Consider the following 24,706-nt stretch of genomic DNA (forward strand, 5'->3'; position numbering starts at 1 on the left):
ATACAACATCAGATTGCTTAGAGCGTAACCTTAAGGCACTTTCGGCAGACCCAGGCCATTCATGACATAAGGACGAACCATTTCCACGAGTACATCGGTTCGGTCATTTTCTCCCACCGTTAACCAAGAATGCGCAGCGCCATAAATCGCAGAGGCAGTCATCGCCGAGATGATTTTCGTATGGCTGTCTTCCATGAGGTGAAGATTCCCTCTCCGTAAAATGTGTTCAATGGATTGCTGCAGCAGCTGCTTGATTTTCTCATCGACGAGCGATGCAATCGGTTTGGCATCCATTCTGCATATCTGATAAAAATCCATAATGTAGTGGTAAGTCATCATGATCAGCCCGTCACAGATTTCATCCGTAAAGTCGCTTGCATTCAGCACTTGATCAGGAATTCGATCGCGAAAAGCCTGCTCTGTGATTTCTTCCAGCAAAGCATATTTATCTTCATAATGCGCATAGAAGGTGGCGCGGTTAATCGTTGCTCTTTGTGCGATATCGTTAATGGTTATGGAATCAAAATCTTTCTTTCGGAGCAGCTCCCTAAACGCTTCCCTGATTAACTGGCGTGTGCGCAATACCCTCGGATCCTGCTGATTTACCATATTCAGCCTCCTGTTAAAACATCAAATTTCAAAATGTGTTGTCTATGCAACGTTCCACTCCATCTGCCGATTGAAAACATTAGCTTGCCATACTATCATCTTACCCAACAGATGTTGCTTAAGCAATCTCTGACTAATTCATGGAAAGGGTAGATCACTGTTGAATACGATAAAAAAGAGACTTTTAGTATTTGGCGCAGGTATCGTTGGCAGCATATACGCGCTCCGGTTTGCCCAATCGGGTCTGGATGTCACTCTGTTGGCTCGGGGAAAACGGCTCGAAGCCCTTCAAAAGAACGGGCTGCGCTACAACGATCACGGCACGATAAAACAAATGTCGATCACGACGATCGGGAAGCTTGAGGACGACGATATTTATGATTTTATCTTTGTTCCTGTACGGTTTGATCAAGCCGAATCCGCCCTGTCTGCGATCAAAAATAACCGGAGCCAAACGATCGTCACTTTGACCAACACCATCGGTTATGAATCCTGGCTTGATATCGTGGGCGACCGGCTGCTCCCCGGATTTCCCGGGGCAGGTGGAGACATGAAAGAGGATGTATTATACGCCCAATTCGGTACGGAAAAACACCAAGGGACCATTTTTGGCGAAATCAATGGACAGACGACCGAAAGGGTCAAAGAACTGGCCAAAGTCCTTGAAACGGCGGGTTTGCATTATGAGATCCAGCATGATATGTATGCATTTCATGTTTCGCATACTGCGGTTGCCGTGGGCAACAAGCATTTCTTTACGGACGAGGGTGTGGTTGATCTGGAGACAGCAAGAAGCGAACGCACGCTCAACAGGATCGCGGCCGATATTAAACAAAATCTTCGCTTGGTCGAGCAAGCCGGAATCCAAATCATTCCGAGCGAAACGAAGGCCATGGGGGAATTGTCGGAACAAGAACTTACCGCAATGTACCACCAGATGCTGAGCAATGATTTTATCATTGATGTCATGCTTGGGGACCATGCCGTCAGTCAGAGAGCGGAAATTATGCTGTTGGATGAGAAATTTCATGAAAAGTTTTCTGTTGGGCAATAACACCAGAACGGCTAGCCCGGTTAATCCCATGCAAAAAGAAGCGGCAGCCTAGGACTTTCGAGCCCGGGTCTGCCGCATTTCATCCAGTCATACCAAAAGCAAACGAAATGTGAAAACATCCACGACAGAAAAAATAGCTTCCCACACCCTCCTTAACCGGAGGTTATGAAAAGCTAGCCTGCTCTGCGATGACTATCGCGTTTGTTTAAAATTTCTCAGAAAACTGTTTAACAATACCTTCTGTCAGGATGTCCGCCAAATGAATCATATGAATCTCGTTTTTGTCGGTCGCCGCGATATCCCCTTTCCAGTCTTCCTTGAGGCAGTCAAGGACGATTTCCGTGATCAGCTGAAGATGCGTATACAGCATATCCTGTAGCGTTTTAAACGGCCAATTCGGATTCGCAGTGCTCAGAAATTTGGCGATATCGTCGGCGTTTCGATGCCAATCCGCTTCCAGCTTTTGCACATCCGCCTGATTTCCCGCTTTGGCTGCCGCTACAATTTTCCCTGCAATGAGAATATGTTCTCTTAGAATCTCAGCCAGCTTATTGCCGGCGGCTTCCCCGTAATAGGGTTTGATCACATTTCCGATGTCCTGCTGGTTCCGCAGGAGCCGGTCCAATACGTCCTGCTGATCCGGACGGTTCGAAATGGCGCTGACTATATAACTTCTCGTCCAGATGGTATGGTCGATCCAAGCTTTTTGCATATCGGTTTTCAGCTGCACCATATTAGGGCTGATACAAACCGAATTCTTCTTCCCGTCTACCATGGCTTGTGCAGGTGATGCGATCTGAATCATGCTGAAAATAAGCGTCAACATTATAAGCAAAGCCTTAAGCTGTTTGTTTTTCACTTTTATCTGCTCCTCTATACGTTTGGAAACATCAGGCTGTCTTAATATGGATAAAAAATACCTGATTTTATACAGAGGTGCAGCTTCATATCTGATTGCTTCGTTGATTCCTTCTAATTAGACGGTAGGGACGGTTCCTCCATCAATGACATATTCAGCACCCGTAATGGAAGCGGCACGATCTGACGCCAGAAAAGCGACAAGTTCACCAACTTCTTCCGGCAGTCCTGGTCGTCCAAGGGGGATTCCTCCCAATGCATCCATGACTGATTGGAGCGCACTTTCAAAGCTGCCTGTTACCTGTGCGATATTCTCCATCATTGCGTCTGCTGCAGCTGTTTGAATAAAGCCAGGGGCAACGCGGTTTACACGGATGCCTTGTGGAGAAAATTCTTTTGAAAGGCTTTTGCTGTAGTTGCTTAGCGCCGCCTTTGCAGCTGCATAAGGAATTGTAGATTCAACCAGGGGCAATACCCGCTGGATGGATGAGATGTGGATGATGACCCCCTTTCTTTTTTCGAGCATCAACGGGAGCAGTCCCCGGTCCAAGCGTACAGCAGCCAAAAGGTTCAAGTTTAAAGCTTCGAGCCAATGCTCGTCACTTGCCGCAAGAAAACCTCCCGGAGGTGTGCTGCTCCCCCCTACGTTATTGACGACGATATCGATCGTGCCGAACCGCTCTTTAACGGCTTCGATAACCTTCATCGTTCCTTCATTTGAGGATAAATCGGCCTCCACGAACCGTTCCGGATCAGCCAGGTCCGCTGGCACAGAACGCGCTGTTGTCATCACCGCAGCACCAGCCGATGCAAATCTTTTGGCGATAGCTTCCCCCATCCCTTTTGTACCTCCGGTTACCAGCACTTTTTTGCCTTGATATTCCGTCATTGGATTTGCATAAGTTACAGCCATGTTGTTTCCTCCTGAGCATAAATGATTGGGTTGGTTAGAAATCAAGAACGCCGCTTGGTACAGTGAACGTCCCCTGAGAACAACCTTATTGTAAGCTTGACGGACCCCAGCGTCTAATTTATAGTTTTCATTAAATTCATGAATAAATTTTATATAAGCGGGTGCCAAGATGGAGCTGACACAACTCGAATACTTTTTAACCGTTGCCCGGCTGCAGCATATGACGATGGCTTCGAAGGCATTGAATATTACGCAACCAGCCTTAAGCCACGCGATTGCCAAACTGGAGACCGAACTGGGAGTACCCCTTTTCGAGCGAAACGGCCGGAATGTCGAATTAAATCGCTATGGAAAAATGTTCGGCAGATGGGTTGAGACAGCCTTGAACAACATCCAAAACGGCATACAGGAAATTGAGGAGTGGTCCAACCCCGAAACTGGTGTGATTCACATCTCCTATTTGAATATTCTGGGCGTGGATTTGGTCCCTTCTATGGTTCGGGATTACCAGGTCCATCATCCCCAGGTCCGTTTTGAACTGTACCAAGGAGATCACGGGGATATCGACGAGTATTTGGATAAGGGTACGGCGGACATGATGATCACTTCGAGGGAAACGACGCTGGACAATCATGAGTGGATTGTAATTCGCAAATTACCGCTGTTTATCGTTGTTTCCGCAGATCATCCCTTTGCAAGCCGCTCCAGCTTAAGCTTGTTTGAATTATCAGGTGAGCCTTTTGTGGGACTCAAGAGAAATTGCGGCCTTAAAGCGACCATCACCTCCCGATTTCAGCATACGAATTTTGAACTGGCTTCCACATATGACGCCGAAGATTTGATTACCGTGGCCGGTTTTATTAAAGCGGGTCTGGGCGTGTCAGTGCTTCCACAAACATTAGGGCTGATGTTAGACGGGCTGGTATGGATCCCCATACAGGAGGAAGGCTGGGATTGGGAAGTCGGGCTGAAGTGGCGGAAAGACCGCTATTTGTCGCCCGCTGCCAAGAGGTTTATTGAGCATATAGGATACGGCATCCAAGTGAGTGGCGGTCTTGATGGATCATAAAAAAAGATACCGCGATATACACGGTATCTTTCTAATCCTCTTTTATTCGCTCGCCGCTTCAAATGTCGTGACGATTTCGTACATCCCCGGCTCAAACTTCGCTATTTTCAAAGCTTCCTGCAGATACGGAAGAGGCCTAGGGTCATTTCGCATGGCTTGATAATCCTCTGCGCTTCTCCATTGGGAATACATCGTAACCTTCGTTCCATCCGTACCTCGATGGAGAATACATGTTATAAATCCTGGGGCGTACCGGACGGAAACATTCGTTGCGTCGGTCAGCAGTTCGATCAGCCGTTCCTGATTGGCCGGTTCAACGGTAAATACATTGATCAGTGTCAGAACCTGGTTATTCAATGATATTTGAGTCATGATGTCAACTCCTTGTTGTTATAAGTGGATCTGCTTATATCATGACTCCGGAAGCTCTTGAATCATACGCGAAACTTCAGGATCCAATTCTTTTGCCTGGTAGTCCGTGGACAGGCTAAGTTTCTCCCAACGCTTGGTTTCTTCCAATTTGCCCTTATCCACCGCGTTCGCTATCGCAACGGCATCGCTTCCGAGCAGTAAGCGAAGCGGCGGGTTATCCTCATTCACAATGGAAATGATCGCTTGCGCAGCTTTATCCGGATCTCCGTTCTCTTTGCCGGTAGTCTCGCGGGCATGCTTCAAATGATTGCCGACCGTGTCCTTATAATCGTCGATAGGCTCGACATGCTTCATGGATGAACCTGCCCAATCGGTACGAAAACCGCCCGGCTCAATCAGCGTAACCTTTATCCCAAGCGGTCCAACTTCTTTGAAAAGGACCTCGGAGAATCCCTCCACCGCCCATTTTGCCGTTTGGTATGGTCCTAGACCGGGCGCGCCGATGCGGCCGCCGATCGAGGAGAACTGGACAATATGTCCATGACCCTGCTCTCTCAGGTGCGGCAGCGCTGCTTTCGTAACGTTAATGACGCCCCAAAGGTTCGTTTCCAATTGAGCTCGGAAGTCATCCATCGGAGTTTGTTCAATGGAAGAGATATTGCCGTAACCCGCATTATTCACAAGTACATCCAAACGCCCAAACGTTTCGAAGGCAGCTTTCACGGCAGCCTCAGCCTGCTCGAACCGGGTTACATCCAGCTCAACGATGTGGACTTGGCTGCCAAAGCGTGCTGCAAGATCAGCGATTTGTTCTGTATTGCGGGCTGTTGCCACCAGCTGATCTCCTTTTGCCAGTACTGCTTCTGCAAGACTGCGTCCAAATCCCCGGGAACTGCCTGTAATCAGCCAAACTTTACTCATATCAAAAATGCCTCCTCAACCTAGGTTTGGAATGTTTGTTCCAAAGCAAATATAACTCAGCCGCCTCATTGAGTCAAGGGATTTTGGAATATATATTCCGTTCGAGCTAATTAACCTCTATCTATACTCCGCAAGTTAGATGACTGGTTTGTTCCGTAAACATGCTTTTCATTAGGATTTTACAGAATAAACAGCTGCAAATTTCTCGCATTATATTTAACCCCAATCGGAAAAGAAATTGAAATGAGCCAAATAATTGTAGAATTGTGGAACATGTATTCCATTGTGTATACAGATCTAATCGTCAACTGTTTACAAAACGGAACGATAATTCCAATCTTCAGCAGCATATTGAGATCGCCAACAGATTTTTTTGAAACCGACGCGGTTAACGCCCCAAAAGGAGCAGTGAGGATAACAGACGAGAGTAGTGAAGTTAAATTAGATAAGAAATTCATTAGGCCGAGGAATCGAGATAACAAAAAAACAGCCTTTTTAGGACCATTCATAGGCGTCCAAAAGGCTGTTTCTACACGAGTATAGCTTTCCAAGAGGCTTCCAGCACTTGCTGAACCTGGACCTCGTCTAACGGATATTTCTGAATGTAGTACCCTTTCAGGATAGAAGAAATAATCCCATGAATGAGCTGATGGTATAAATGGGGGTCCATTTCTTTGATGATTCCCTGCTTCTGGCCTTCAACAATCAAAGAAATGACCACGTCGCTCGAATGGAGGGCATCGCCCATGTTCCGCAGCTCCGGCGAAATATACGGGGAAAAGGAAAAGCTGTCGATAAACAGAAACTCTTTGGGTGAATCGATGCCGAACTTTAACCTGTTCAACTGCAGGCATTTAAATCGCTCATAAAGGCTTGCTTCCGGGTCATAACCCTGTAGGAGGTACTCCCCCATATGTGTCCGCGCTTCTTTGTAAACCGCATTCACCAATTCTTCTTTATTGGCAAAATAATTATATACCGTGCCGGAACCTACATTGGCTTTCTTAAATATTTTCGAAAAGGTCACCGACTGCAGCCCCTCTTCATGGATCAAATCCAGCGTGGCCGCCATTATGTCCTGCTTCTTGCTCATGTATTCCACCTCTTGAAATAACATTAGTACGGGCTTGAAGGAGATGTCAAGTTCACACCACCTAATAACGATGTTGTGCAGCAGACATGATAGCCGATAATGGTCAAATGTATGTCGGGTATCCGAGATCCGTCATACCGTTAAACGCACAAAAAGCCGCAGTGTATGCGGCTCTTTAAGTTTGCTTTTTCTTGACTTCAAACTAGCAGCGACTAACGATATCCAGATGCATCTGCAGGTTTGCCTGCTTCCTGAACCTCTACAAGATACCGCCAGCAATCTGGCTGCGAACCATCGAGATCTGTGAAACCATAAACTTTTGCGAGCTGGCCGCTTGACAAGGACTTCCCATTCCACCGGCCAGCTTCCGGATCTCCAGCTAATGCTGCAACCGCACGGCCTACATAACGCGGAGATTCCGATATGATGAAATGGGGTTCCTTTTCGGTGGCATCACGCCAGTTTTCTTCCCCCACGCCGAAATGATCAAGCATGATTTCAGAACGCATCCAACCCGGCGTCATGGCTACTGCGGTACACTGATAAGGTGCGAGTTCATGCGCAAGTGACTGTGCCATACGAATGACAGATGTTTTAACTAAATCATAAAACATCGATATGCGGTAATTTTTATGATTGTACTCAGCGGTACCGTCCGTCATTTCAACCACCAGCCCGTTCTTATTTCTAATCAACAACGGCAGGGCAAAGTGGCTTGTAATCAAATGCGTGTCTATGCCAAGGCGTAGCATGCGAAATCCACGTTCGAGGGAGTGATCCCATACGGGCACATTCCAGTCTGCCAAATTTTCACCGCCCCATACATCATTGACCAGTATATCTAATCTCCCCTGTTCTTTCTCAATGCGAGCGATAAGGGCCTGGACCTGTTCAGGCTGGAGATGATCGACTTGAACTGCTATTCCTTGCCCTCCCGCTGCAGTTACCAGTTCCGCTGTTTCCTCAATCGTTTCAGGACGGTTATATTCGGATCGTTGTTGCCTTGTCGTTCTTCCTGTGACATATACGGTGGCGCCGGCTGCACCTAATTCGACAGCTATTCCTCTTCCCGCACCGCGTGTTGCTCCTGCTACCAAACCCACTTTTCCATGTAGAGGTTTCATATCATTTATTAACTCCTTTCGTTGATCTACTATCCATGATAAGTTCTAAATACGTCAAAATTCGTCGTATTTAAATCGCTTATTTTTCCAAAAAATTTCTTAAATAGGTATTGACTTCCCCTCACTGAACTCGTATATTATATATCAAATAGATATATCAAATCGATACATTAATGAGGTGAGCGCGTTGCTTGAATACATCATCTTAGGGCTGCTGATGGAAGGAGACATGAGCGGCTATGACATGAAGAAAACGATCGATCATTCCGTAGGCATTTTTTATAAAGCCAGTTACGGGAGCCTCTATCCCGCTCTTAAGCGTCTGACGGAGAAACAGTGGGTATCCATGACCGAAGAACCCGGAAACAGTAAGAAGAAGAAAATATATTCCCTGATGCCGGAGGGCAAGGAGAATTTTATGGTTTGGCTGGCTGGACCACTGGAGATGAGCCGCAATGAGTTTCTGCTAAAAATCTTTTTCTTTGATTATCTGGATGAAGACACCCGGACTGCCCTTTTGGAGGAGTATGAATTTAAATTGAATCGGGAGATTGGCCGCCTTCAGGCTGTTGAGCAGATTGTAGCCGGCGAACTGGCTGAAATTCCGAATTCTCAAAACTACTATTACCGCGTGTCTGCTCTCTCGTACGGAATGCTTTTTTTTAACATGGAGAAACAATTCGTAGATAACATTAAAAAGGGAGCTGAACTGCCATGACAGCATCAACCAAATCAAGCCTTGAACGAACCTCGTTTTCGCAAAAACGTCCTGTTCTCAGTGTGATTCTTATCGAGCTGCTGCTTCTGATCGCAGTCTTCATAGCCGGGGCATACGCCACCCTCAATGAGTTAAGCTACACGACACCCGTTCTGCTTTCATTCATCCCGATCTCGATCGTGCTTATCATTTATATCACCATGAAGAGAAAATGGAGCCACTATGGCTTCCGCTCTCTACTGACTATTCCAAAGCGCAGCTGGATCTACTACCTTCCCCAACTTGCCGTGCTTATCGTGGTCGCCTTTAACGGCTTCAAGGCTTTTACGCTTCAGGATCTGCTGTTCTTCCTCTTTTTTACGCTGCTGGTTGCTTTTGTCGAAGAAACGATATATCGCGGACTAATCCTGCAAATTCTCCTCAGAAGCAAGGGCATTATGGCTGCCGTCATCACTTCCAGCATCCTATTCTCGGTCACCCATGTGCTGAATATGCTCTCCGGACAGAGCACCGCCGATACAATCATGCAGCTTGCATATGCCCTCCTAACAGGTGCCGCTCTGGCTCTACTGATGGTCAAGAACGGAAACATCATCACATTAATCCTGTTTCATTTCATACATAACCTGATGCAGTTTCTGGGGAATGAAGGTCGCGGCACTTCCGCATGGGATTACGTCATCATCTTGATTTTGCTCGCACAGTGCATCTGGTTGATCCCAGATTTGAGGAAAAAACCTTGTTTACTGCAGCACGCCTCCGATCAACCTGAGCATACCTATTAATCTTCGAAACTATACAGCATTGATCACTTAAACACACCCACATTTCAGCAGCAAGAAAACTTATATGTTCTTGTCCTTTTCGGCTAACGTTGTATAGTTTTGTCTTCCTGCACGTTTCCACCGTCATCCGATACTGAACGATAGAGACAAGCCTTTCCACTCGACCGGGTTTATTGTATGCTTGCCTTATAAGGGAGGGGGGTGAAATTATGATGAAACAATTAATCGTCGGGGACGCCTTTCAGGAACTGACCACAACGCGGCGCGTCCTGGAGCGATTGCCTGACGAGCATATGTCGTGGAAGCCGCATGTGAAATCGATGGCCCTCGGCGGGCTGGCCACGCATCTGATCAACCTGCTGAACTGGCAAGTCGCGATTTTTCTTTACCCGGAACTCGATCTCTCGACCGTGCCGGTTCGGCGTGAACCGTTGGCAAGTCGCGAAGACATCCTGAACGAATTCGACTCCAACATCGTTAAGCTGGAAGAGCTGTTAGCCGAATGCGACGAGAAGATGCTTGGCGAGGAATGGACCTTGCGAAACGGTGACCATATCATCCTGCGCCAACCGCGGGCTATCGCGCTCCGCACCTTCGGACTAAGCCACATGGTCCACCATCGGGCGCAGCTCGGAGTTTATTTACGGCTTCTCGACATTCCAGTGCCGGGCCTCTATGGTCCCTCTGCTGACGAGGGAAAACAAATGAACTAAGACACACAGAAAAGTCGCAAAGCATCGGCATAACCGCCGGTTCTCTGCGACTTTTCTAAACGAACATTTTCCATCATTTTCAATTCCGTCATCCGCTTACAGCACAAACCGGAGTACCATTAAGGAAAGAATGCCTACCACTACCGTTCCTAATAAGCTTCGCGTCAGGATCGCTGTCGCAAAGGTAGGGATGGCGGCCAAAATTTCAACGTAATGCTGTAAAATATGGACCTTTCCGTCCGTCGTGAACAGCTCCTGCGCGATTAATGCCGCCATAACGGCAACAGGTACGTAATTAAGCCAGCGCATGGTCCACTCAGGCAATTGCATACGGCTCAGCAACACGAGCGGAAGAACGCGCGGAAGAAGCGTGACGACGGAGGCGCCCATGATCGCCAGCAGGATGTCCCATCTTATTTCCATTTTTCCACCACCATTCCAATGGCAGCCGCCACGATGGTTGCTATAATAACCGCCACACTCCCGGATACAAAGGAGCCCGCTCCGAGCACGATCAGAACCGCGCAGACGGCTACGATAAGATCTTTCCGGATGATCTTTCTGCTGATCATCTGGAGGACAAGGAGCCCGATAAACATGGCGGTCAGCGCAAAATCAAGGCCGTATTTCTCAGGATCGGTAATCCACTTCCCGAAAAACGCTCCCGCGATGGTGGCGATGATCCAATTCAAATATGCGGTAATATTGAGGCCGTGCATCCATTTTTCACTGAGGGAGCTGCGCTTCATCGCCTTATTCATGGCGACCCCGAAAGTTTCGTCTGTAAGCAGCGTGCCGATTAACATCGTCTTGAATGCGGACAGGTGGCGGAAATAAGGCGACATAGCAGCGCTGAGCAGCAGATGGCGCAAATTGACGATGAATACCGTAAGAATGATCGCTGCCGCCGACCCATGCGCCGCAATCATGCCCGCCATAATAAATTGTGCCGAACCGGCATAAATCAAGGTGGACATCAAGGTAATTTCGAGGACGGATAAACCGGAGGTTTTGCCTACGACACCTGCGGCGAATCCAATGCTTAAGTAACCCAGCAGTGTGGGGATGCAGTCTCTGATCCCCTGCAGCAAGCTGTCTTCTTTCACTTCGATTTCTTGTTGATGGTGTTGAACATTCTCTGACACGTCTTTTATCCTCAATTCTTTTCTGTGTTGTTCGTTGTTGAGCCGGAAAATAAAATAACGATACGTCTCTAAGTGTGGTCACAGCCCGGTCAATTCGTGCGTTATACCATCCTTTTTGTACATTATAACACACAATATAACGGGTGCGGTGTATTAAACTTGAATGGAGTTGAGAACATTTCAGATTCCATTCGGGCTTTCCTGCCCCTGTTCCATTGATCCTGAAACCCAAGCAAAATCAAAAAAACCGGCCCCTTCGTACCCAGTACGAAATGGAGCCGGAGTCTGATTGATCCGCTGCTTAATCGTTATCTTCAATGACTGCAATACCGTCGATTTCAAGGAGAACGGATGGGCGGGCAAATTCCGAAACAAATAGAACCGTGACCAAAGGAGGATGTTCTAATTCACCCGCTATCTCCTGAAATGCTTTGTAACCAACTCGGGGATCGCTGCCGCTGACTAAATAAATATTGAGTTTAACCAAATTGGCGAAACTTGCATGTTCAGATGCTAGAATCGTTGCGATATTATGCAGCGCCTGCTTGGTCTGTACTTCCAAATCGCCGGGTCCAACAAGTTCGCCTGACGCATTAACGGCATTTTGCCCACCGATATAAATCGTTTTTGCCTTTCCGCTTACAGTAATCGCCTGACTGAACGCTTTGGATTGGAATAACCCCTCCGGGTTTTTATGCTCCATTCTGAATGTAGACATTCATCTTCCTCCTTCAAGATTCATGGTTTACATTCATTATAGGCATCTTCACTGACAGCCCCCGTCAGTGAAGTTCAATTTTCATCATCCGCATACAGTTCGGCGATTTGACAGGCCATTGCTTTGATTTGATTTTTCAACGCGATCGGCTCCAACACCCGGATGCTTGTTCCAAAGGTAAGCAGATATCTCGGAAGATACTTGTCAATCGTTGGGATGTCGATGAGGAACCGCGCTTCGGCGTCGGTACGTTCCGTCAAATAGTGATGCATATGCCAGTGGCTGCATATCGCATCCAGACTCCTCGTATCTCCTTCAATTCGGATTAACGCCATCGGTCCTTCCGCTTCTCGTTCCTTGTGCGATTGTTCGCGGAAATAGTCCTCTGTCGAGAAGTTCTCCGGCGTGGTGAAAAAGGCTTCAGTCCGGTATACACTCTCGATCCGGTCCACACGGAAAGTCCGAATTTCGGAAGATTGGTGGCAGTATGCGATAAGATACCATTCGTTTCTGCGTAAGGTCAACCCATAGGGATCGATACTCCGCTCTTTGGCCGAATCGGAGTTTTCTTTACGGTAAGCGATGTGAAGCGTCTGTCCGTCCAAAATGGCCTGCTCCAACTGCCGGAGCATAGGAACAATACCCGGATGGGACGCGGAAGAGATGACACTGAAGCCGCTCGTCAGACGCTGCAGATCCAGCATTTGTTCTTCATTCAAACTGTGTTCGATTTTATCCAGGGCTTGCTCGAGTTCATCCGTATACGGATACCCGACCCCCTTCGCGAACTTCGATGCGTCTACGATCGCCTTGAGTTCTACCGACCGAAAAAATAAAGGAGTTTCCCTGAAGGTCTCCAATACATAGAACCCTCCGTCATGCCCTGAATCCGCAACAATCGGAACGCCACTGGCGCTTAATGCATCGATATAGCGGTAAACCGTCCGAACGCTGATCTCCAATTGATCCGCTATTTGCGCGGCCGTCAGCTTTTTTCTAGATTTAAGCATCCAAAGGATGGACAGCATATTATCCCATTTTGCCAAGATGAGGTACTCCTTCCAAACCGTATTCTTCCAAAAGTATACCGTTGAAATGAGTGCGGAGGAAGTCTCTTCATGGGAAAGATTGCGTCTTGTTAAAATAGAAGTTGTTGGACATTCTTGATTAAGGATAAAGAGCCCCCTGATTTCTCAGGCGGCTCCTTGCTTCCGGCTAATTTAGATTGACTCTCGAATGTCGAATTCCAGTTCCCAGATTGAAGACGTCAGCCCTTTTTCACGTTTGCCATCAATGGATTAAAGCTTGTCTGGGCATATTCCATTGCATCGATATACGCCTGCTGCTGAGAGCGCTCGATCATTTCTTCCGAGCTAACGTCTTCTGCCTTTGACGTGATCCACCATATATTCCCAAAGGGGTCGACCACCCGGCCTCCTCGTTCTCCCCATGCCATCGTTGTCGGTTCTGTCATAGAAACCGCGCCAGCTTTGATCGCCCTCGCATAAAACGCATCGCTATCGTCCACATACAATCGAATAAAGCTGATAAACGGCGGCCACTCCGGAGCAGAATCGAACATGAGTATTTTCGAGTCGCCGATACGCACTTCCGCATGTCCAATGGTTCCATCCGGAGTGTATACCCGCCCGAGCTCCTGTGCATCGAAAGCGTTGGTCAAAAAGTCAATTAACTTCCCGGTGCTTTGCGTCGTGATCCAGGGTGTAACCGTGCGGTTCACCGTTTCCGAAACTTGGCTTTCATTCATTTGCTCCAACCTCCAGTAATTTATTCTGTTTGGAGTGTATCACCAAAAACTTGACAGCAGCTTGTCATCTTTTTGGGGTGTCAGAAGAATGAATGGCGATCTCTCAACGGATTTATTTTAACTCGAATAAAGGGAGCAGTATGTACGATCAAAATTACCCGCCAGCAAATCTTCCTTCCGGATGAAAAACTGCAGTTCGCCGGCATCCCACCAGCAAAAACCTACATCATCGTCCGAATCTAGTGCCAACAGCAACAGGGTATCCCTGATTTCCTGCTGCGCCCGATCCGAATCACCGTTCAGGTGTCGGGTGATCTGCTTCAGCGCCTCCGTTTCGGAATAGTTGTATTTTTCGCCGGTCAACAGCTTCAGTGCCGCTTCGTATTCGCAATCGCCATGCTGGGTTTCGGGATAGCCGAACATCGTCGCCAGGTCAATAGAGCTGTATCCGGTCAGCTCGAAGCAAAGCTCCTCGTAATGTTCGTAATCATGCTCATCGTCTTCCACCTGCTCGTAATCCACATAACCGTAATTAGGCGGCTCCAGGGTGGACCTTGCCGACACCTGATAACCCGTAAATGCATCTTCGAGTGCCGTCACTTCCGGCGCATGCCGCCGCTGCACTGCTTGAAGCTGCTCCTCCTGCAAATAGAGCACTTTATGCTCAATGTCATAAGCCGGTTCATCGATCCCAATGAAAAAATAAAGCGCGCCGTTTGCCGGAAGGCGGGAAGCTTCATCATAATCCATCAGCTCAGGCAGCCTAAGCTGGGCCAGGAACGTCATGGGAGTTCCCTTTGAATCCACAGGCCATTCCACATCAGCCGGGAGATCCGGATCACCACCGATCCTGGAGCAACCGGCTGCCTTGTAATCTTCTACCCTACTTTTGCTCAAACGAATGCCTTGGCGTACGGTCTCCATTAGATAATCCAATGCATGTCCGAATTGCTGTTCATGGATGATCCGCTTTAATTTATTTTCGTTGTTCTCACTTAACATCGATTGCCACCTCCTCATTGCTGTGATGTTATTTGAATACCTTATGATCAAGCCGTCGTTTGTTTATTGGATGGTTACCTCAAGTATTTTCCCGTGATCGACTGCTCCGCATGGATAATCTCTTGTGGCGTGCCTTCGAACACCACCTGTCCGCCCTTGCTGCCTCCGTCCGGTCCCATATCGATGATCCAGTCCGCCTGGCTGATCACTTCCAGGTTATGCTCAATGACGATCACCGTGTTTCCGGCATCCACCAGGCGGTTCATGATCCCAAGCAGGTGGCCGATATCCGACATATGCAGGCCGGTCGTCGGCTCGTCCATCACGTAGATGCTGCCTTTCTTATGCAGCTCGCTAGCCAGTTTGATACGCTGGCATTCCCCGCCAGAGAGCGTGCTGAGCGGCTGGCCGAGGGTAATATAGTTCAGTCCCACATCGTTCATGGCCTGGAGCTTGCGGACAACCTCTTTGATCTGGAAAAATTCCAATGCCTGCTCAACCGTCATCTCAAGCACTTCGGCTATGGACTTGCCATTCAGCTTGTATTCGAGCACTTCTCCCTTAAACCGTTTCCCTCCGCAGACTTCGCATGGCAGCTTCACGCTCTCGAAAAACGAAAGATCCAAGTACACCACGCCCAGCCCTTGGCAATTTTCGCAGGCCCCCTTGGAGTTAAAGCTGAACAAGCTTGGACTCACCTTGTTCGCGGAAGCAAACGCCTTGCGCACATCATCCAATATGCCTGTGTAGGTTGCAGGGTTTGAGCGTGTCGACACGCCGATTGCCGATTGGTCGATGACGATGGCGTCCGGATGCTGACTGAGAAATACATCGTTAATGAGGGTACTTTTCCCAGAGCCGGCGACGCCGGTTATAACGTTCAGAACCCCGGTTGGTATATCGACATTTACGTTCTGCAAGTTATGCAGATTGGCATTCCGGATGGACAGCTTGCCGGATGGCTGCCTGCAATCTTGCTTGAGCAGGAGCTGACGCTTCATATGAGTACCCGTCAATGTGCCGGATTCCAACAGACCGGGGTAGCTTCCTTCATAGACGATGGTTCCTCCGCGGCTGCCGGCATGGGGACCGACGTCGACGATATGATCCGCTACTTTGATGACATCGGGATCATGCTCAACTACCAGGACGGTGTTGCCTTTGTCGCGCAGCTTCTGAAGCAGTTCATTTAACCGGTGCACATCGCGAGGATGAAGTCCGACACTGGGCTCGTCAAAAATATAAGTGACATCCACCAGGCTCCCGCTCAAGTGCTTCACCATTTTGACGCGCTGCGACTCTCCGCCGGATAAAGTATCTGTCTCACGGTCCAGCGTCAAGTAATCAAGGCCGATATCCACCAGATGCTGCAGCCGTTCCGTCAGCGACTTGACCATCGGCGCTGCCGCGGCATCGTCAATCTCGCGAATTACGCGAATGAGATGTCCGACTTCCATGGAAGACAGCTCTGCAATGTTGTGTCCATTAATTTTGCAGCCCAGCGCCGCCTGACTAAGTCTTGCGCCGTGACAGCTGGAGCAGGGCCCCTCGGTCATGAAAGGAGCAACGGTCTGCTGCGTGCGTTCGGACTTCGTTTTCACGTCCTGTTTGATATATTTGTTGGTGAACTTCTCAATGACGCCTTCGACGGTAATATTGGTTGCCTTACCTGCGAAATCCATCTTCACTTTCCTTGCCTTGCCATACAGCAGCTGATCCAAGTCTTCATCCGAATAGTCGCTGAGCTTCTTATCCGGGTCAAAGGAGCCCGACTGGATGAGCATGTTCCATTCCCATCCGTCCACCGTATATCCCGGCAGCATAATGGCCCCTTCCCGGAGCGACTTGGACATGTCCACCGCTTTGCTCATGTCGACGCCGAGGCTGCGGCCAATTCCGTTACATTCGGGACACATGCCTTGCGGATCGTTAAACGAGAACATGTTCGCCCCTCCGACATAAGGCTGACCCACTCTGGAGAAAAGCAGCCGGAGTATGGGTGAAATATCGGTAATGGTTCCCATTGTGGAGTGGGACCCTCCGCCCAGCCGCTTCTGATCGACTATGACAGCCATGCTCAGGTTTTCGATCGCATCCGCATCCGGCTGCGGATATTTGGGCAGGAACGTCCGTACAAACATGCTGAAATTCTCATTCAACAATCGCGTAGATTCTGCGGCAATCGTATCGAAAACGATCGATGACTTGCCGGATCCGGATACCCCGGTGAAAATCGAAATTTTCCGTTTGGGTATTTGCAGGGAAACGTTTTTGAGATTGTTTTCCCTTGCAGCCGAGATGACGATATATTCCTGATTCGATTCGCTCATGGCTAACATCCTTCCGTTCGTGATCATTTCTATTATTCCATTCGTATTGTACCATTCATTGCCCGAAGAAAGTCTATGAATCGTGCAAAAGGATGCCGCGTCCCTTGGTATATGTCGGCTCACTATTCCACATCGACCACGAACTCAGCCCATTGTGTCATCATTTGCCTGGATTCTACGGAAGAAATATACGCAGGACTGAGTACTCTGATCAGGTAGCTGCCCTTCTCGCTTAAAGTAAACGAACCTGCGAATGCTTGGTCCTTAATGGGCAGCTCAATGCTTTTCACCTTTTCATATTGCTGATACACTTCCTCGCTTGATTGTTGATACTGTTCGACACTCACGGTCAGCTTATCATACAGGTCGTTATGCTGCAGGATATCTCCTGACATATCTATCTTTTGATTCGGTTCCGCTAGAATATAGCCTTGAGTCGGACTGGTGAAGGCAATGTTTTCTTTCCCTTCTCCCACGATCGTGACTGGCAGCGAGGCAAGATTTGTTACATTCCTCCTCACTGTAACTACCTTGCTTCCTGCCGAATTTGCTGTGAGCATCACGGGATTGGAACCTGGGCGCAAATTTACTGTAAACTGAATACGGTTATACAACCGTCCATCCATGGATATATCCTTTTGCGTGAGCTTGCCTGTGCCTCCTAACCAACCCGCTTCACCGTATGAGAACATGTACTGCGGAGTGTACATATCCTTCTGATACAGCATGGTAAACGTGGTGCTGTCTTGATCCGTCTCCCATTCCGGATTCAGCACCTCGATAACTTTATCGCTCCAGTTCCATCTCACTGTGTCATTCACGGTTGAGACCGCCAATCCAAGCCAGGATAACGCCCGAATCGGTACATAAGCCTTTCCCGAAGATAGAAACGGTGCCGGAATTTTTTCACCGATCGGCTTTCCGTCCGGACGGTATACGTCCTCCGAGCCGATTCGGAAGGTTAGCCGGCTGAATGTAGACAGCAGCTCAGGATGGACTACAACTTGTACCTCCCGTTTATAGGCATTCCAGGTCACGGTGTCCGCCGCACCAGACTGCCGAAGGGTACGGAGTGGAACATATACCCGCCCCCCTTTCAGGATCGGCTTATCCGCAGATATAACCTTCCCGTCAAGCGTCGCCTTTTTCCCTTGGAGATCAAATTTCATTTCATGCTTGACTCTGTACATTTTCGCTACATCGCCCTTCGGCCCCGCTGCAGTTGTGGGGGCGGAATCTGCAAGGACACTTGCTCCGATACTACAAGCTGCAACTCCTGTTAATATCAGGCACAACCATTTCTTCATGTCCTACCATCCCTTCATCAGAAAATACTATCTTATACTTATTTAACGGGATCGAATAGCAACTAGTTGGATGTCCGCCGAAACCCGCTAATCCACACAAAAAAAGACAGCTCAGCAAGTGAGCTGCCTTTTCGTTTTTTTACTGCGCTCCGACAACCGGATGCGGAACATACGGTTCTTCCAGATATGCAATTTCTTCCGGAGTTAATTTTACGGATAGTGCTCCTACAGCATCTTCAACCTGGCCGATCTTCGTCACCCCTATGATTGGAGCAGCTACCGATTCCTTTTGCAGCAGCCAGGCTAGCGCGATATGGATACGGGGTACACCGCGTTTCTCTGCAATCGAGGCCACTCGCTCAACGACCAGCCGGTCTACAGCCGCCGTCGCATCGTACTTTGATTTTTGGACTTGATCGGTCTCCGATCTGTGCGTCGTTTCCGACCAATCGCGGATCAGCCTACCCGATGCTAAAGGACTGTAAGGGGTCACCGCTATTTTTTGATCCTTGCACAGCGGCATCATCTCCCGTTCTTCTTCGCGATAAATGAGGTTCAGGTGATTTTGCATGGAGACAAAGCGCGTCCAGCCATGCTTCTCTGCCGTATGCAGCGCCTTTTGAAACTGCCAAGCGTACATGGCGGAAGCACCGATATATCTTGCCTTTCCGGCCTTCACTACATCATGCAGGGCTTCCATCGTTTCTTCAATCGGCGTGTTGTAATCCCAGCGGTGGATAATGTAGAGATCTACATAGTCGGTGCCTAGTCTTTTCAGGCTTTTATCGATTTCGCTCATAATCGCCTTCCGGGAGAGCCCCCCACCGTTGGGGCCTGGATGCATGCGCCCCCAGACCTTGGTGGCGAGGACAATCTCGTCCCGATTCGCATAATCCTTTAATGCGCGTCCAGTGATCTCTTCGCTGGTTCCCCCGGAATAGACATTCGCTGTATCAAAAAAGTTGATCCCGAGCTCGAGAGCCCTTTTAATGATCAGTCGGCTTTGCTCCTCATCAAGCACCCATTGATGCCCTCCCGGCTGCACTTCGCCGAAGCTCATACAACCAAGGCATATCCGCGAGACATCCATACCCGTATTACCGAGCTTCATGTAATCCATAAATCAGGCCTCCGTTTCGGATTGTTATGTAAGCGCTAATCGTCGACTTCCATTATAATTCCTATAAACGAACATGCAATTGTTAAATATACGGGATTTGTTTAATACTGGACAGATTTGTCGAGATTGTTCATTATTTTTTATGGTCTTAATGGGATTTAGGGATGTCATCACAAAAAAACAAGCCGCGATTTACGCGGCCGCAGTAATTGTTAAATCATATAACAAAATTCATCCGGCGTTTTCTCCTTGAGGCCGAATTCAAACGTGTCTTGGCGAAGTCCGCGCCGGAGCGTCTCGAGTGCCATAACTTCGGTCGGAGCGATATTCCCCAGGTGAACATTGGATCCGAATTTGCGCAGGAGCATGGCCTGTTGGTTTTTAAGGGGCGCCTCCCAAATCAGTGTCCGATGATCCGGAACGAATTTGAGGATGTCGTCCACCACATCTTCCCTGCATTCCCCGTGTTTATCGAAAATGCCGACACTGACCCCCGACTCGCGGGCTTCGACCGTAACATATTCGGCGCCTGCAGCCAGATCCAATTCCACGGTATCGGCAAGAATAGCGGCATCAATCAAGGAACCGGACAGCTTCTTTCCAAATTCGGAAAAGACCCGAAGTCCGCGCTTCTTTCCTTCCTGGATCAGCTCCGTGCGTTTTTGGCGGGACAGTTCGATCGTACCGTCGGATACTTCGAGCGCATTAAAACCAAGATTACACACCGTATCAAAGAACGCAGGCACGATATCCTGCTGAACGGCAATTTCCAGCAAAGTGCCGCCTGTCATTACGGATATGCCGTGCTGTTTGGCAAGGCCGATTTTATACAGAAGCATATCCGTCCTATACAGCGGGGCCGTCCCAAATCCAAATTTGATGCAGTCGATGTAAGGTGAGGCGGTTTCGATCACATCTGCGAACGTATTTCTGCCGAGGCCTTTATCGATGACCATCGTCAATCCCCGGTCCGGATCCCGAGAGACGGCTGCGTCTTTCTTTTCCTTGTCGGAATCGAAGCGGGTCCCGCTCGGGTCACGTAACTCCCTGGGCCACACTGCACGCATGGAGTTGTTCATGTTGGATCTCCCTCAATTCTTTTTGGTTTGTCGTTTGAATCCCATGACATGCATATCATATGCGGGGGACGCATGACACGTGCCCAGGTCCGAATGATCTATTCCATGACGAATGCTTCGGAGAATTTGGCGGTTGGCTCCTCAACAAAAAAAGAGGGCTTTCCCTCCTATTTCCCGCGGACGACACGAAATCCCTGATCGGGGCCGAATCCGTTGGGATCGAATTTGCCTCGAAATGAAACCTCAGTGTTGCTGATATCCCCGATCCAGCCGCCCCCCTTCACAACCCGGAAGGAACCGCCTTGACGAACCGTGCCGTCGCCATACCAGTCCCAGCACCATTCCCTTACATTGCCGGACATATCGTAAAGACCCAGCTCGTTGGATTTCCGGGTACCGACCGGTTTCGTCCGGTTGTGGTTGCTCTCGATGACCGGCCAGTTCCAATTCCCTGCTAAATATTTATCCCCGGCGTTTCTCCAATACCATGCGACATCCTCGGCTTTATTGCTTCCGCTGTATTTGAAACCTTTGCCCTCCAGACCTCCGCTTGCGGCATATTCCCACTCTGCTTCTGTAGGCAGCCGGTAACCGTTCGCGCCTTGATTGACCGTTACGGTCCATTTTATTTGATCGTTTTCGTTTATGTTGTTCGGATCTTTATGATCCTTGTCTATGTTGTAAAACGGTTTTAAGCCCTCCTGGATACTTCTTTTGTTGCAATACTCCACGGCGTCATACCAGCTTATCATCTCTACCGGCAGCTGATCGCCTTTGAATGCTGAGGGGTTGCCACCCATGACGTTGGCCCACTCCGCTTGTGTAACCTCGTATTTGCCGATATAAAAGTCTGAAAGGGTCATGCTTGTTTCAGTATAGTTGGAGCCATTGCTCTTAAAAGTCCCGCCTTTAACGTACACCATATCTTCCTGCTTGCCCGTTTCTTCTTGTGAACAAGCGCTGGCCAAAAACATAGCTGCGAGTAAAATACAAACCCATAGCTTTCTCATAGGGATTTCTCCTTTAGGACGAATAGGAAAAAGACAGACCGCGGCGGACCGATGCCAATATCCGTCAACGTCGAAGACCGTTCGTCTGATGGCAAACGGCCTTCAACATGTCTGGATTGATTAATGTGTATGACTTATGATAAGCAGCTTCATGCTGATTACCACACGGTTACGTTAGAGCTTCCGCTGCTCTGGTATCCCTCTGTTGCCAATACCTGATAAGCCCAGCTGCTGCCTAAATTCATGCCTGCGTTCTTCCATGCGTTGACGTGATTGCTGAACGTGATGGAAGAATTGACCCCGGTCGCTCTTTTCGATTGCCGGACACTCCAGAACTGCTGGAAGGTTTGTGTGCCATCAATGGATGGCGCGTTATACCGCATGGTCGTATACATATCATAGGTGCCCCCATCACTCGTCACCGTTCCTTTGTAGGTTCCGGTAGGCCGGTAAGTTCCCCAGCTGTCCACGACGTAATATTCAATGAGGGAGTTTCTCGTCCATCCATAGAGCGTCAAATATCCATTTCCGGACGGCGCCCAGACGCCGGCATTATAGTTAATCGTCCGGTTAGGCGATCCGGTATTCCAGCCCTTGCCGACAACAAAGTTCCCGGAATTTTGCCAGGTCACGCTGTAATTTCCGCCGGATCCGTTGACGGCATTAACCGTGCCCCCGCCATCGGTCCAATTTTGCCAATAGTCCGTCGTGGCTGCATTTGAGGTAGCTGCAAATAACCCAAGACTCATGGAAGCTGCAAGAACGACCGTTAACCATTTTTTACTCCGTTTCAACATAAACTGCCTCCTCATGTTTTTTTGCACCTTACAACCGTCTGCCATTGGATTCTCTTGGCTCTGCTGTGCTCAACACGGCTAGTCCTTCTCTTTTTCCTTTCCTCCTTTCTGTGAAAATTATAAAATGACAGCGGTTACATAACACTTCGCAAATTAAACATGATATATAGATTTTCTTACAATTTTTAGAAACCGACGGACCATTCGGGAAAAATGGGCACAGAAAAACACCCATGGACCGCGCTTTTTTAAGCTTTTGGACCATGGGTACGTTAATAGAGGATATTTTGGGTAACCCTTTAAATCTTAATTATACAACGTGTCGACTAATTAAAGTCTATGTATGAAGCTTAGATCCGCTCGTAGAGACTGCTGGTTGGGATCACTTGAGCAAAAGTGCCGTCCAAGGATGCCATAAACGTATTATGAACAGTTTGTGCAGGAATCACGGCACCATCCCAGAGTAAATCTCTGGTTGTGCACGCTTCATCAAGCACGAGAACTTCATAACCCAAGCGGTTAGCGGATCTTACGGTAGAGTCGATACAAATGTGGCTCATCATGCCGCAAATGACTAACCGGGTTACATTCAGCGATTCAAGATACTGCTGTAACTCCGTTTGGAAAAAGCTGTCCGGCGTATGCTTTACAATCACTTTTTCGCCAGGCTCGGGTAAGATGCCTTCATGCGGTTGAATCCCTTCCGTACCGGGAAGAAAAAATGTGGCGTTGTCATCGAAAAGGATACACTGAATATGAACGATCGGTAACTTCTTGTCCCGGAACAGAGTTAAAGCTTCCTGTGCATGGGTTAGTGCCTTGTCGGGACGGAATAACTCGTTTCGGCCCCCTTTAAAATAATCCTTCTGAATGTCTACCATTATGAATGCGGTATTCATGGGTCATGATCTCCTTTAATTTGTAAGAGTAGTTTCTTACCGCATTATAATATCGGTATCATGAATGGTGAATTACCCACTTTTTTGTGGGTATGGGATGCCTTTGCGGTCCAGAAGCTCCGTCTGTCCCCGTTCCACCATATAATCAATTCCGATCTCCTGCATAATGAGTACCGCATCCAACAGCCTTCTTCCCCGCACCGTCAGAAAATATTCTACATGCAGCGGGTACCCTTCCGTTTTGATTTTATCTACGATCCCGCTGGAAATCAGTTCTTTAAGATGCTGCAGCAGCATCTTTTGGGTAATCTGGTCAATATCCCGTTCCAGTTGGGCCAGGGACGTATTTCCGTCTTTCAATTGATAAATGATCATCGTTTTCCATTTCCCTTTGATGATGTCATGAACGACTTCCAGCGGGCAGGTGCACTGCTCCCGAATCATCATGAAATTCACCTCCATCCATGTTATCTGGGTCAGATTTCCATCCGTTCTCATACATATTAACAAACAAAGACCTGGATTCGTAACCCAGGCCTTTGTTCATTTTACGGCAAAACATAAACTACTTATTTCCAAAAGGTGATCTTATCAGCGCTCAAACGAACGGACTCATAACCTTCTTCTTCCGCTTTACCTATGGCAAGAATGAGTACCGGAGTATATCTCTCCGGATCTAATCCGAAAGCAGCTGCGATTTGATCAGTCTCAAATCCACCGATAGGATTGGTATCATAACCATGAGCTCTGGCGGTGAGCATGAGCTGCATGGCCAGCAATCCACTATCCACTTTTACAATGTCATTTACAACTTCTTTAGGAAGCGTAGGATAGATCGTAAGAATGCTTTCCAATTGCCGATCCCGGACTTCCTGCGGCATTTTCCCCTGTTCCACCGCCGTATTGAAAATCTCTTCCGCATACTCATAAGATTTCATGTCCCCAAAGATCAGCAGCATGGCAGAAGATGTGTCATTTTGCTGGGTATTGAAGCGGATCAAAGGCCGCAACGTATTTTTCCCTTCTTCGCTTTCAACGACAACGATGCGCCAAGGCTGCAAATTTGCTGAAGATGGGGCTGTGGCAGCTTCTTCAATGATCTCTTTAAGTTCTTCTCTGGATATTTTAAAAGCGGGGTCATAGGCACGAATCGAACGTCTCCCTTTCATGATATGGGTAAAATCATTGTTTTTCATCGTAGTGGTCATATGGATATCTCTCCTCTTTTTTAATGTGTATTCTGATAACTCATTTGACCCTTTGAAATTCATTAAGTTATCATGAGGAAAGCATAAACTATGA

The 24,706-nt window shown here is 48.3% G+C and carries 27 protein-coding genes; 5 read left to right on the top strand and 22 right to left on the bottom strand.

Features of this window, described 5'->3' with window-relative positions:
• Positions 1-30: 30 nt before the first annotated feature.
• Positions 31-609: a TetR/AcrR family transcriptional regulator gene (locus tag IAE55_RS29570; RefSeq protein ID WP_200634629.1), complete on the bottom strand. Its 579-nt coding sequence runs from the start codon at positions 607-609 to the stop codon at positions 31-33.
• 160 nt (positions 610-769) lie between these two features.
• On the opposite strand from IAE55_RS29570, the gene IAE55_RS29575 reads away from it, so the two are divergent.
• Positions 770-1,663: a ketopantoate reductase family protein gene (locus tag IAE55_RS29575; protein WP_105442564.1), complete on the top strand. Its 894-nt coding sequence runs from the start codon at positions 770-772 to the stop codon at positions 1,661-1,663.
• Between the two features lie 205 nt (positions 1,664-1,868).
• Here the strand turns inward: IAE55_RS29575 and IAE55_RS29580 are convergent, their stop codons facing one another.
• Positions 1,869-2,522: a glycosyltransferase gene (locus IAE55_RS29580; RefSeq protein ID WP_200634630.1), complete on the bottom strand. Its 654-nt coding sequence runs from the start codon at positions 2,520-2,522 to the stop codon at positions 1,869-1,871.
• Between the two features lie 117 nt (positions 2,523-2,639).
• On the bottom strand, positions 2,640-3,434 hold the full coding sequence (locus IAE55_RS29585) for an SDR family oxidoreductase (RefSeq protein WP_105442557.1): 795 nt from the start codon (positions 3,432-3,434) through the stop codon (positions 2,640-2,642).
• 169 nt (positions 3,435-3,603) lie between these two features.
• Here IAE55_RS29585 and IAE55_RS29590 point away from each other — a divergent pair, with 169 nt between their 5' ends.
• Positions 3,604-4,503 carry a LysR family transcriptional regulator gene (locus IAE55_RS29590; RefSeq protein WP_145159148.1) on the top strand — a complete coding sequence of 300 codons (900 nt, stop codon included), beginning with the start codon at positions 3,604-3,606 and terminating at the stop codon, positions 4,501-4,503.
• 42 nt (positions 4,504-4,545) lie between these two features.
• Here IAE55_RS29590 and IAE55_RS29595 read toward each other — a convergent pair whose 3' ends face one another.
• The 4 genes from IAE55_RS29595 to IAE55_RS29610 all read right to left on the bottom strand — a co-directional run bounded on the left by IAE55_RS29595 (position 4,546) and on the right by IAE55_RS29610 (position 8,013).
• On the bottom strand, positions 4,546-4,875 hold the full coding sequence (locus IAE55_RS29595) for an antibiotic biosynthesis monooxygenase family protein (protein ID WP_145159146.1): 330 nt from the start codon (positions 4,873-4,875) through the stop codon (positions 4,546-4,548).
• Between the two features lie 39 nt (positions 4,876-4,914).
• A complete protein-coding gene (locus IAE55_RS29600) occupies positions 4,915-5,796 on the bottom strand; it encodes an oxidoreductase (RefSeq protein WP_145159144.1) in 882 nt (293 codons plus the stop codon).
• Between the two features lie 529 nt (positions 5,797-6,325).
• Complete coding sequence (locus IAE55_RS29605) at positions 6,326-6,889, bottom strand: TetR/AcrR family transcriptional regulator (RefSeq protein ID WP_200634631.1); 564 nt, start codon at positions 6,887-6,889, stop codon at positions 6,326-6,328.
• 212 nt (positions 6,890-7,101) lie between these two features.
• Entirely contained in the window at positions 7,102-8,013 is a 912-nt protein-coding gene (locus IAE55_RS29610; protein WP_200634632.1) for an SDR family oxidoreductase, read from the bottom strand.
• 187 nt (positions 8,014-8,200) lie between these two features.
• Here IAE55_RS29610 and IAE55_RS29615 point away from each other — a divergent pair, with 187 nt between their 5' ends.
• The 3 genes from IAE55_RS29615 (at position 8,201) to IAE55_RS29625 (ending at position 10,229) form a co-directional block, all read left to right on the top strand.
• Positions 8,201-8,731, top strand: coding sequence for a PadR family transcriptional regulator (locus IAE55_RS29615; RefSeq protein ID WP_200634633.1), 531 nt, complete (start codon positions 8,201-8,203; stop codon positions 8,729-8,731).
• A complete protein-coding gene (locus IAE55_RS29620; protein WP_200634634.1) occupies positions 8,728-9,516 on the top strand; it encodes a CPBP family intramembrane glutamic endopeptidase in 789 nt (262 codons plus the stop codon). The genes IAE55_RS29615 and IAE55_RS29620 overlap by 4 nt, the downstream gene beginning before the upstream one ends.
• A 209-nt stretch (positions 9,517-9,725) precedes the next feature.
• Positions 9,726-10,229 (top strand): DinB family protein, encoded by a 504-nt coding sequence (locus IAE55_RS29625; RefSeq protein ID WP_200634635.1) that lies wholly within the window; start codon positions 9,726-9,728, stop codon positions 10,227-10,229.
• A 96-nt stretch (positions 10,230-10,325) separates the two neighbouring features.
• On the opposite strand, the gene IAE55_RS29630 is transcribed toward IAE55_RS29625, so the two are convergent.
• The 15 genes from IAE55_RS29630 to IAE55_RS29700 all read right to left on the bottom strand — a co-directional run bounded on the left by IAE55_RS29630 (position 10,326) and on the right by IAE55_RS29700 (position 24,612).
• On the bottom strand, positions 10,326-10,652 hold the full coding sequence (locus IAE55_RS29630) for an AzlD domain-containing protein (protein WP_200634636.1): 327 nt from the start codon (positions 10,650-10,652) through the stop codon (positions 10,326-10,328).
• Positions 10,643-11,374: an AzlC family ABC transporter permease gene (locus tag IAE55_RS29635; protein WP_200634637.1), complete on the bottom strand. Its 732-nt coding sequence runs from the start codon at positions 11,372-11,374 to the stop codon at positions 10,643-10,645. The genes IAE55_RS29630 and IAE55_RS29635 overlap by 10 nt, the downstream gene beginning before the upstream one ends.
• A gap of 301 nt (positions 11,375-11,675) precedes the next feature.
• Positions 11,676-12,092 (bottom strand): RidA family protein, encoded by a 417-nt coding sequence (locus IAE55_RS29640; protein WP_145945382.1) that lies wholly within the window; start codon positions 12,090-12,092, stop codon positions 11,676-11,678.
• A 74-nt stretch (positions 12,093-12,166) separates the two neighbouring features.
• Complete coding sequence (locus tag IAE55_RS29645) at positions 12,167-13,138, bottom strand: helix-turn-helix transcriptional regulator (protein ID WP_200634638.1); 972 nt, start codon at positions 13,136-13,138, stop codon at positions 12,167-12,169.
• 221 nt (positions 13,139-13,359) lie between these two features.
• Positions 13,360-13,860 carry a VOC family protein gene (locus IAE55_RS29650; RefSeq protein ID WP_200634639.1) on the bottom strand — a complete coding sequence of 167 codons (501 nt, stop codon included), beginning with the start codon at positions 13,858-13,860 and terminating at the stop codon, positions 13,360-13,362.
• A 117-nt stretch (positions 13,861-13,977) separates the two neighbouring features.
• Entirely contained in the window at positions 13,978-14,862 is an 885-nt protein-coding gene (locus tag IAE55_RS29655) for a DUF1963 domain-containing protein (protein WP_200634640.1), read from the bottom strand.
• Positions 14,863-14,936: 74 nt separating this feature from the next.
• Positions 14,937-17,192 (bottom strand): ATP-binding cassette domain-containing protein, encoded by a 2,256-nt coding sequence (locus tag IAE55_RS29660; protein ID WP_200634641.1) that lies wholly within the window; start codon positions 17,190-17,192, stop codon positions 14,937-14,939.
• A 122-nt stretch (positions 17,193-17,314) separates the two neighbouring features.
• Positions 17,315-18,499 (bottom strand): stalk domain-containing protein, encoded by a 1,185-nt coding sequence (locus IAE55_RS29665; protein ID WP_200634642.1) that lies wholly within the window; start codon positions 18,497-18,499, stop codon positions 17,315-17,317.
• A gap of 139 nt (positions 18,500-18,638) precedes the next feature.
• On the bottom strand, positions 18,639-19,619 hold the full coding sequence (locus IAE55_RS29670) for an aldo/keto reductase (RefSeq protein WP_200634643.1): 981 nt from the start codon (positions 19,617-19,619) through the stop codon (positions 18,639-18,641).
• A 212-nt stretch (positions 19,620-19,831) separates the two neighbouring features.
• Positions 19,832-20,698: a phosphosulfolactate synthase gene (locus IAE55_RS29675; protein WP_145159116.1), complete on the bottom strand. Its 867-nt coding sequence runs from the start codon at positions 20,696-20,698 to the stop codon at positions 19,832-19,834.
• A 167-nt stretch (positions 20,699-20,865) separates the two neighbouring features.
• A complete protein-coding gene (locus tag IAE55_RS29680; protein ID WP_200634644.1) occupies positions 20,866-21,708 on the bottom strand; it encodes a formylglycine-generating enzyme family protein in 843 nt (280 codons plus the stop codon).
• Between the two features lie 158 nt (positions 21,709-21,866).
• The gene (locus tag IAE55_RS29685) at positions 21,867-22,505 is read right to left on the bottom strand and encodes a glycoside hydrolase family 11 protein (protein ID WP_200634645.1); all 639 of its coding nucleotides are present in this window, start codon (positions 22,503-22,505) and stop codon (positions 21,867-21,869) included.
• Between the two features lie 350 nt (positions 22,506-22,855).
• On the bottom strand, positions 22,856-23,404 hold the full coding sequence (locus IAE55_RS29690) for a cysteine hydrolase family protein (protein ID WP_200634646.1): 549 nt from the start codon (positions 23,402-23,404) through the stop codon (positions 22,856-22,858).
• 72 nt (positions 23,405-23,476) lie between these two features.
• Entirely contained in the window at positions 23,477-23,851 is a 375-nt protein-coding gene (locus IAE55_RS29695; protein WP_200634647.1) for a winged helix-turn-helix transcriptional regulator, read from the bottom strand.
• A gap of 122 nt (positions 23,852-23,973) precedes the next feature.
• Positions 23,974-24,612, bottom strand: coding sequence for a nitroreductase family protein (locus IAE55_RS29700; RefSeq protein ID WP_200634648.1), 639 nt, complete (start codon positions 24,610-24,612; stop codon positions 23,974-23,976).
• Between the last annotated feature and the right edge of the window lie 94 nt (positions 24,613-24,706).

The organism is Paenibacillus sp. S28, from assembly GCF_016624415.1.
Lineage (GTDB): Bacteria > Bacillota > Bacilli > Paenibacillales > Paenibacillaceae > Paenibacillus_AQ > Paenibacillus_AQ favisporus.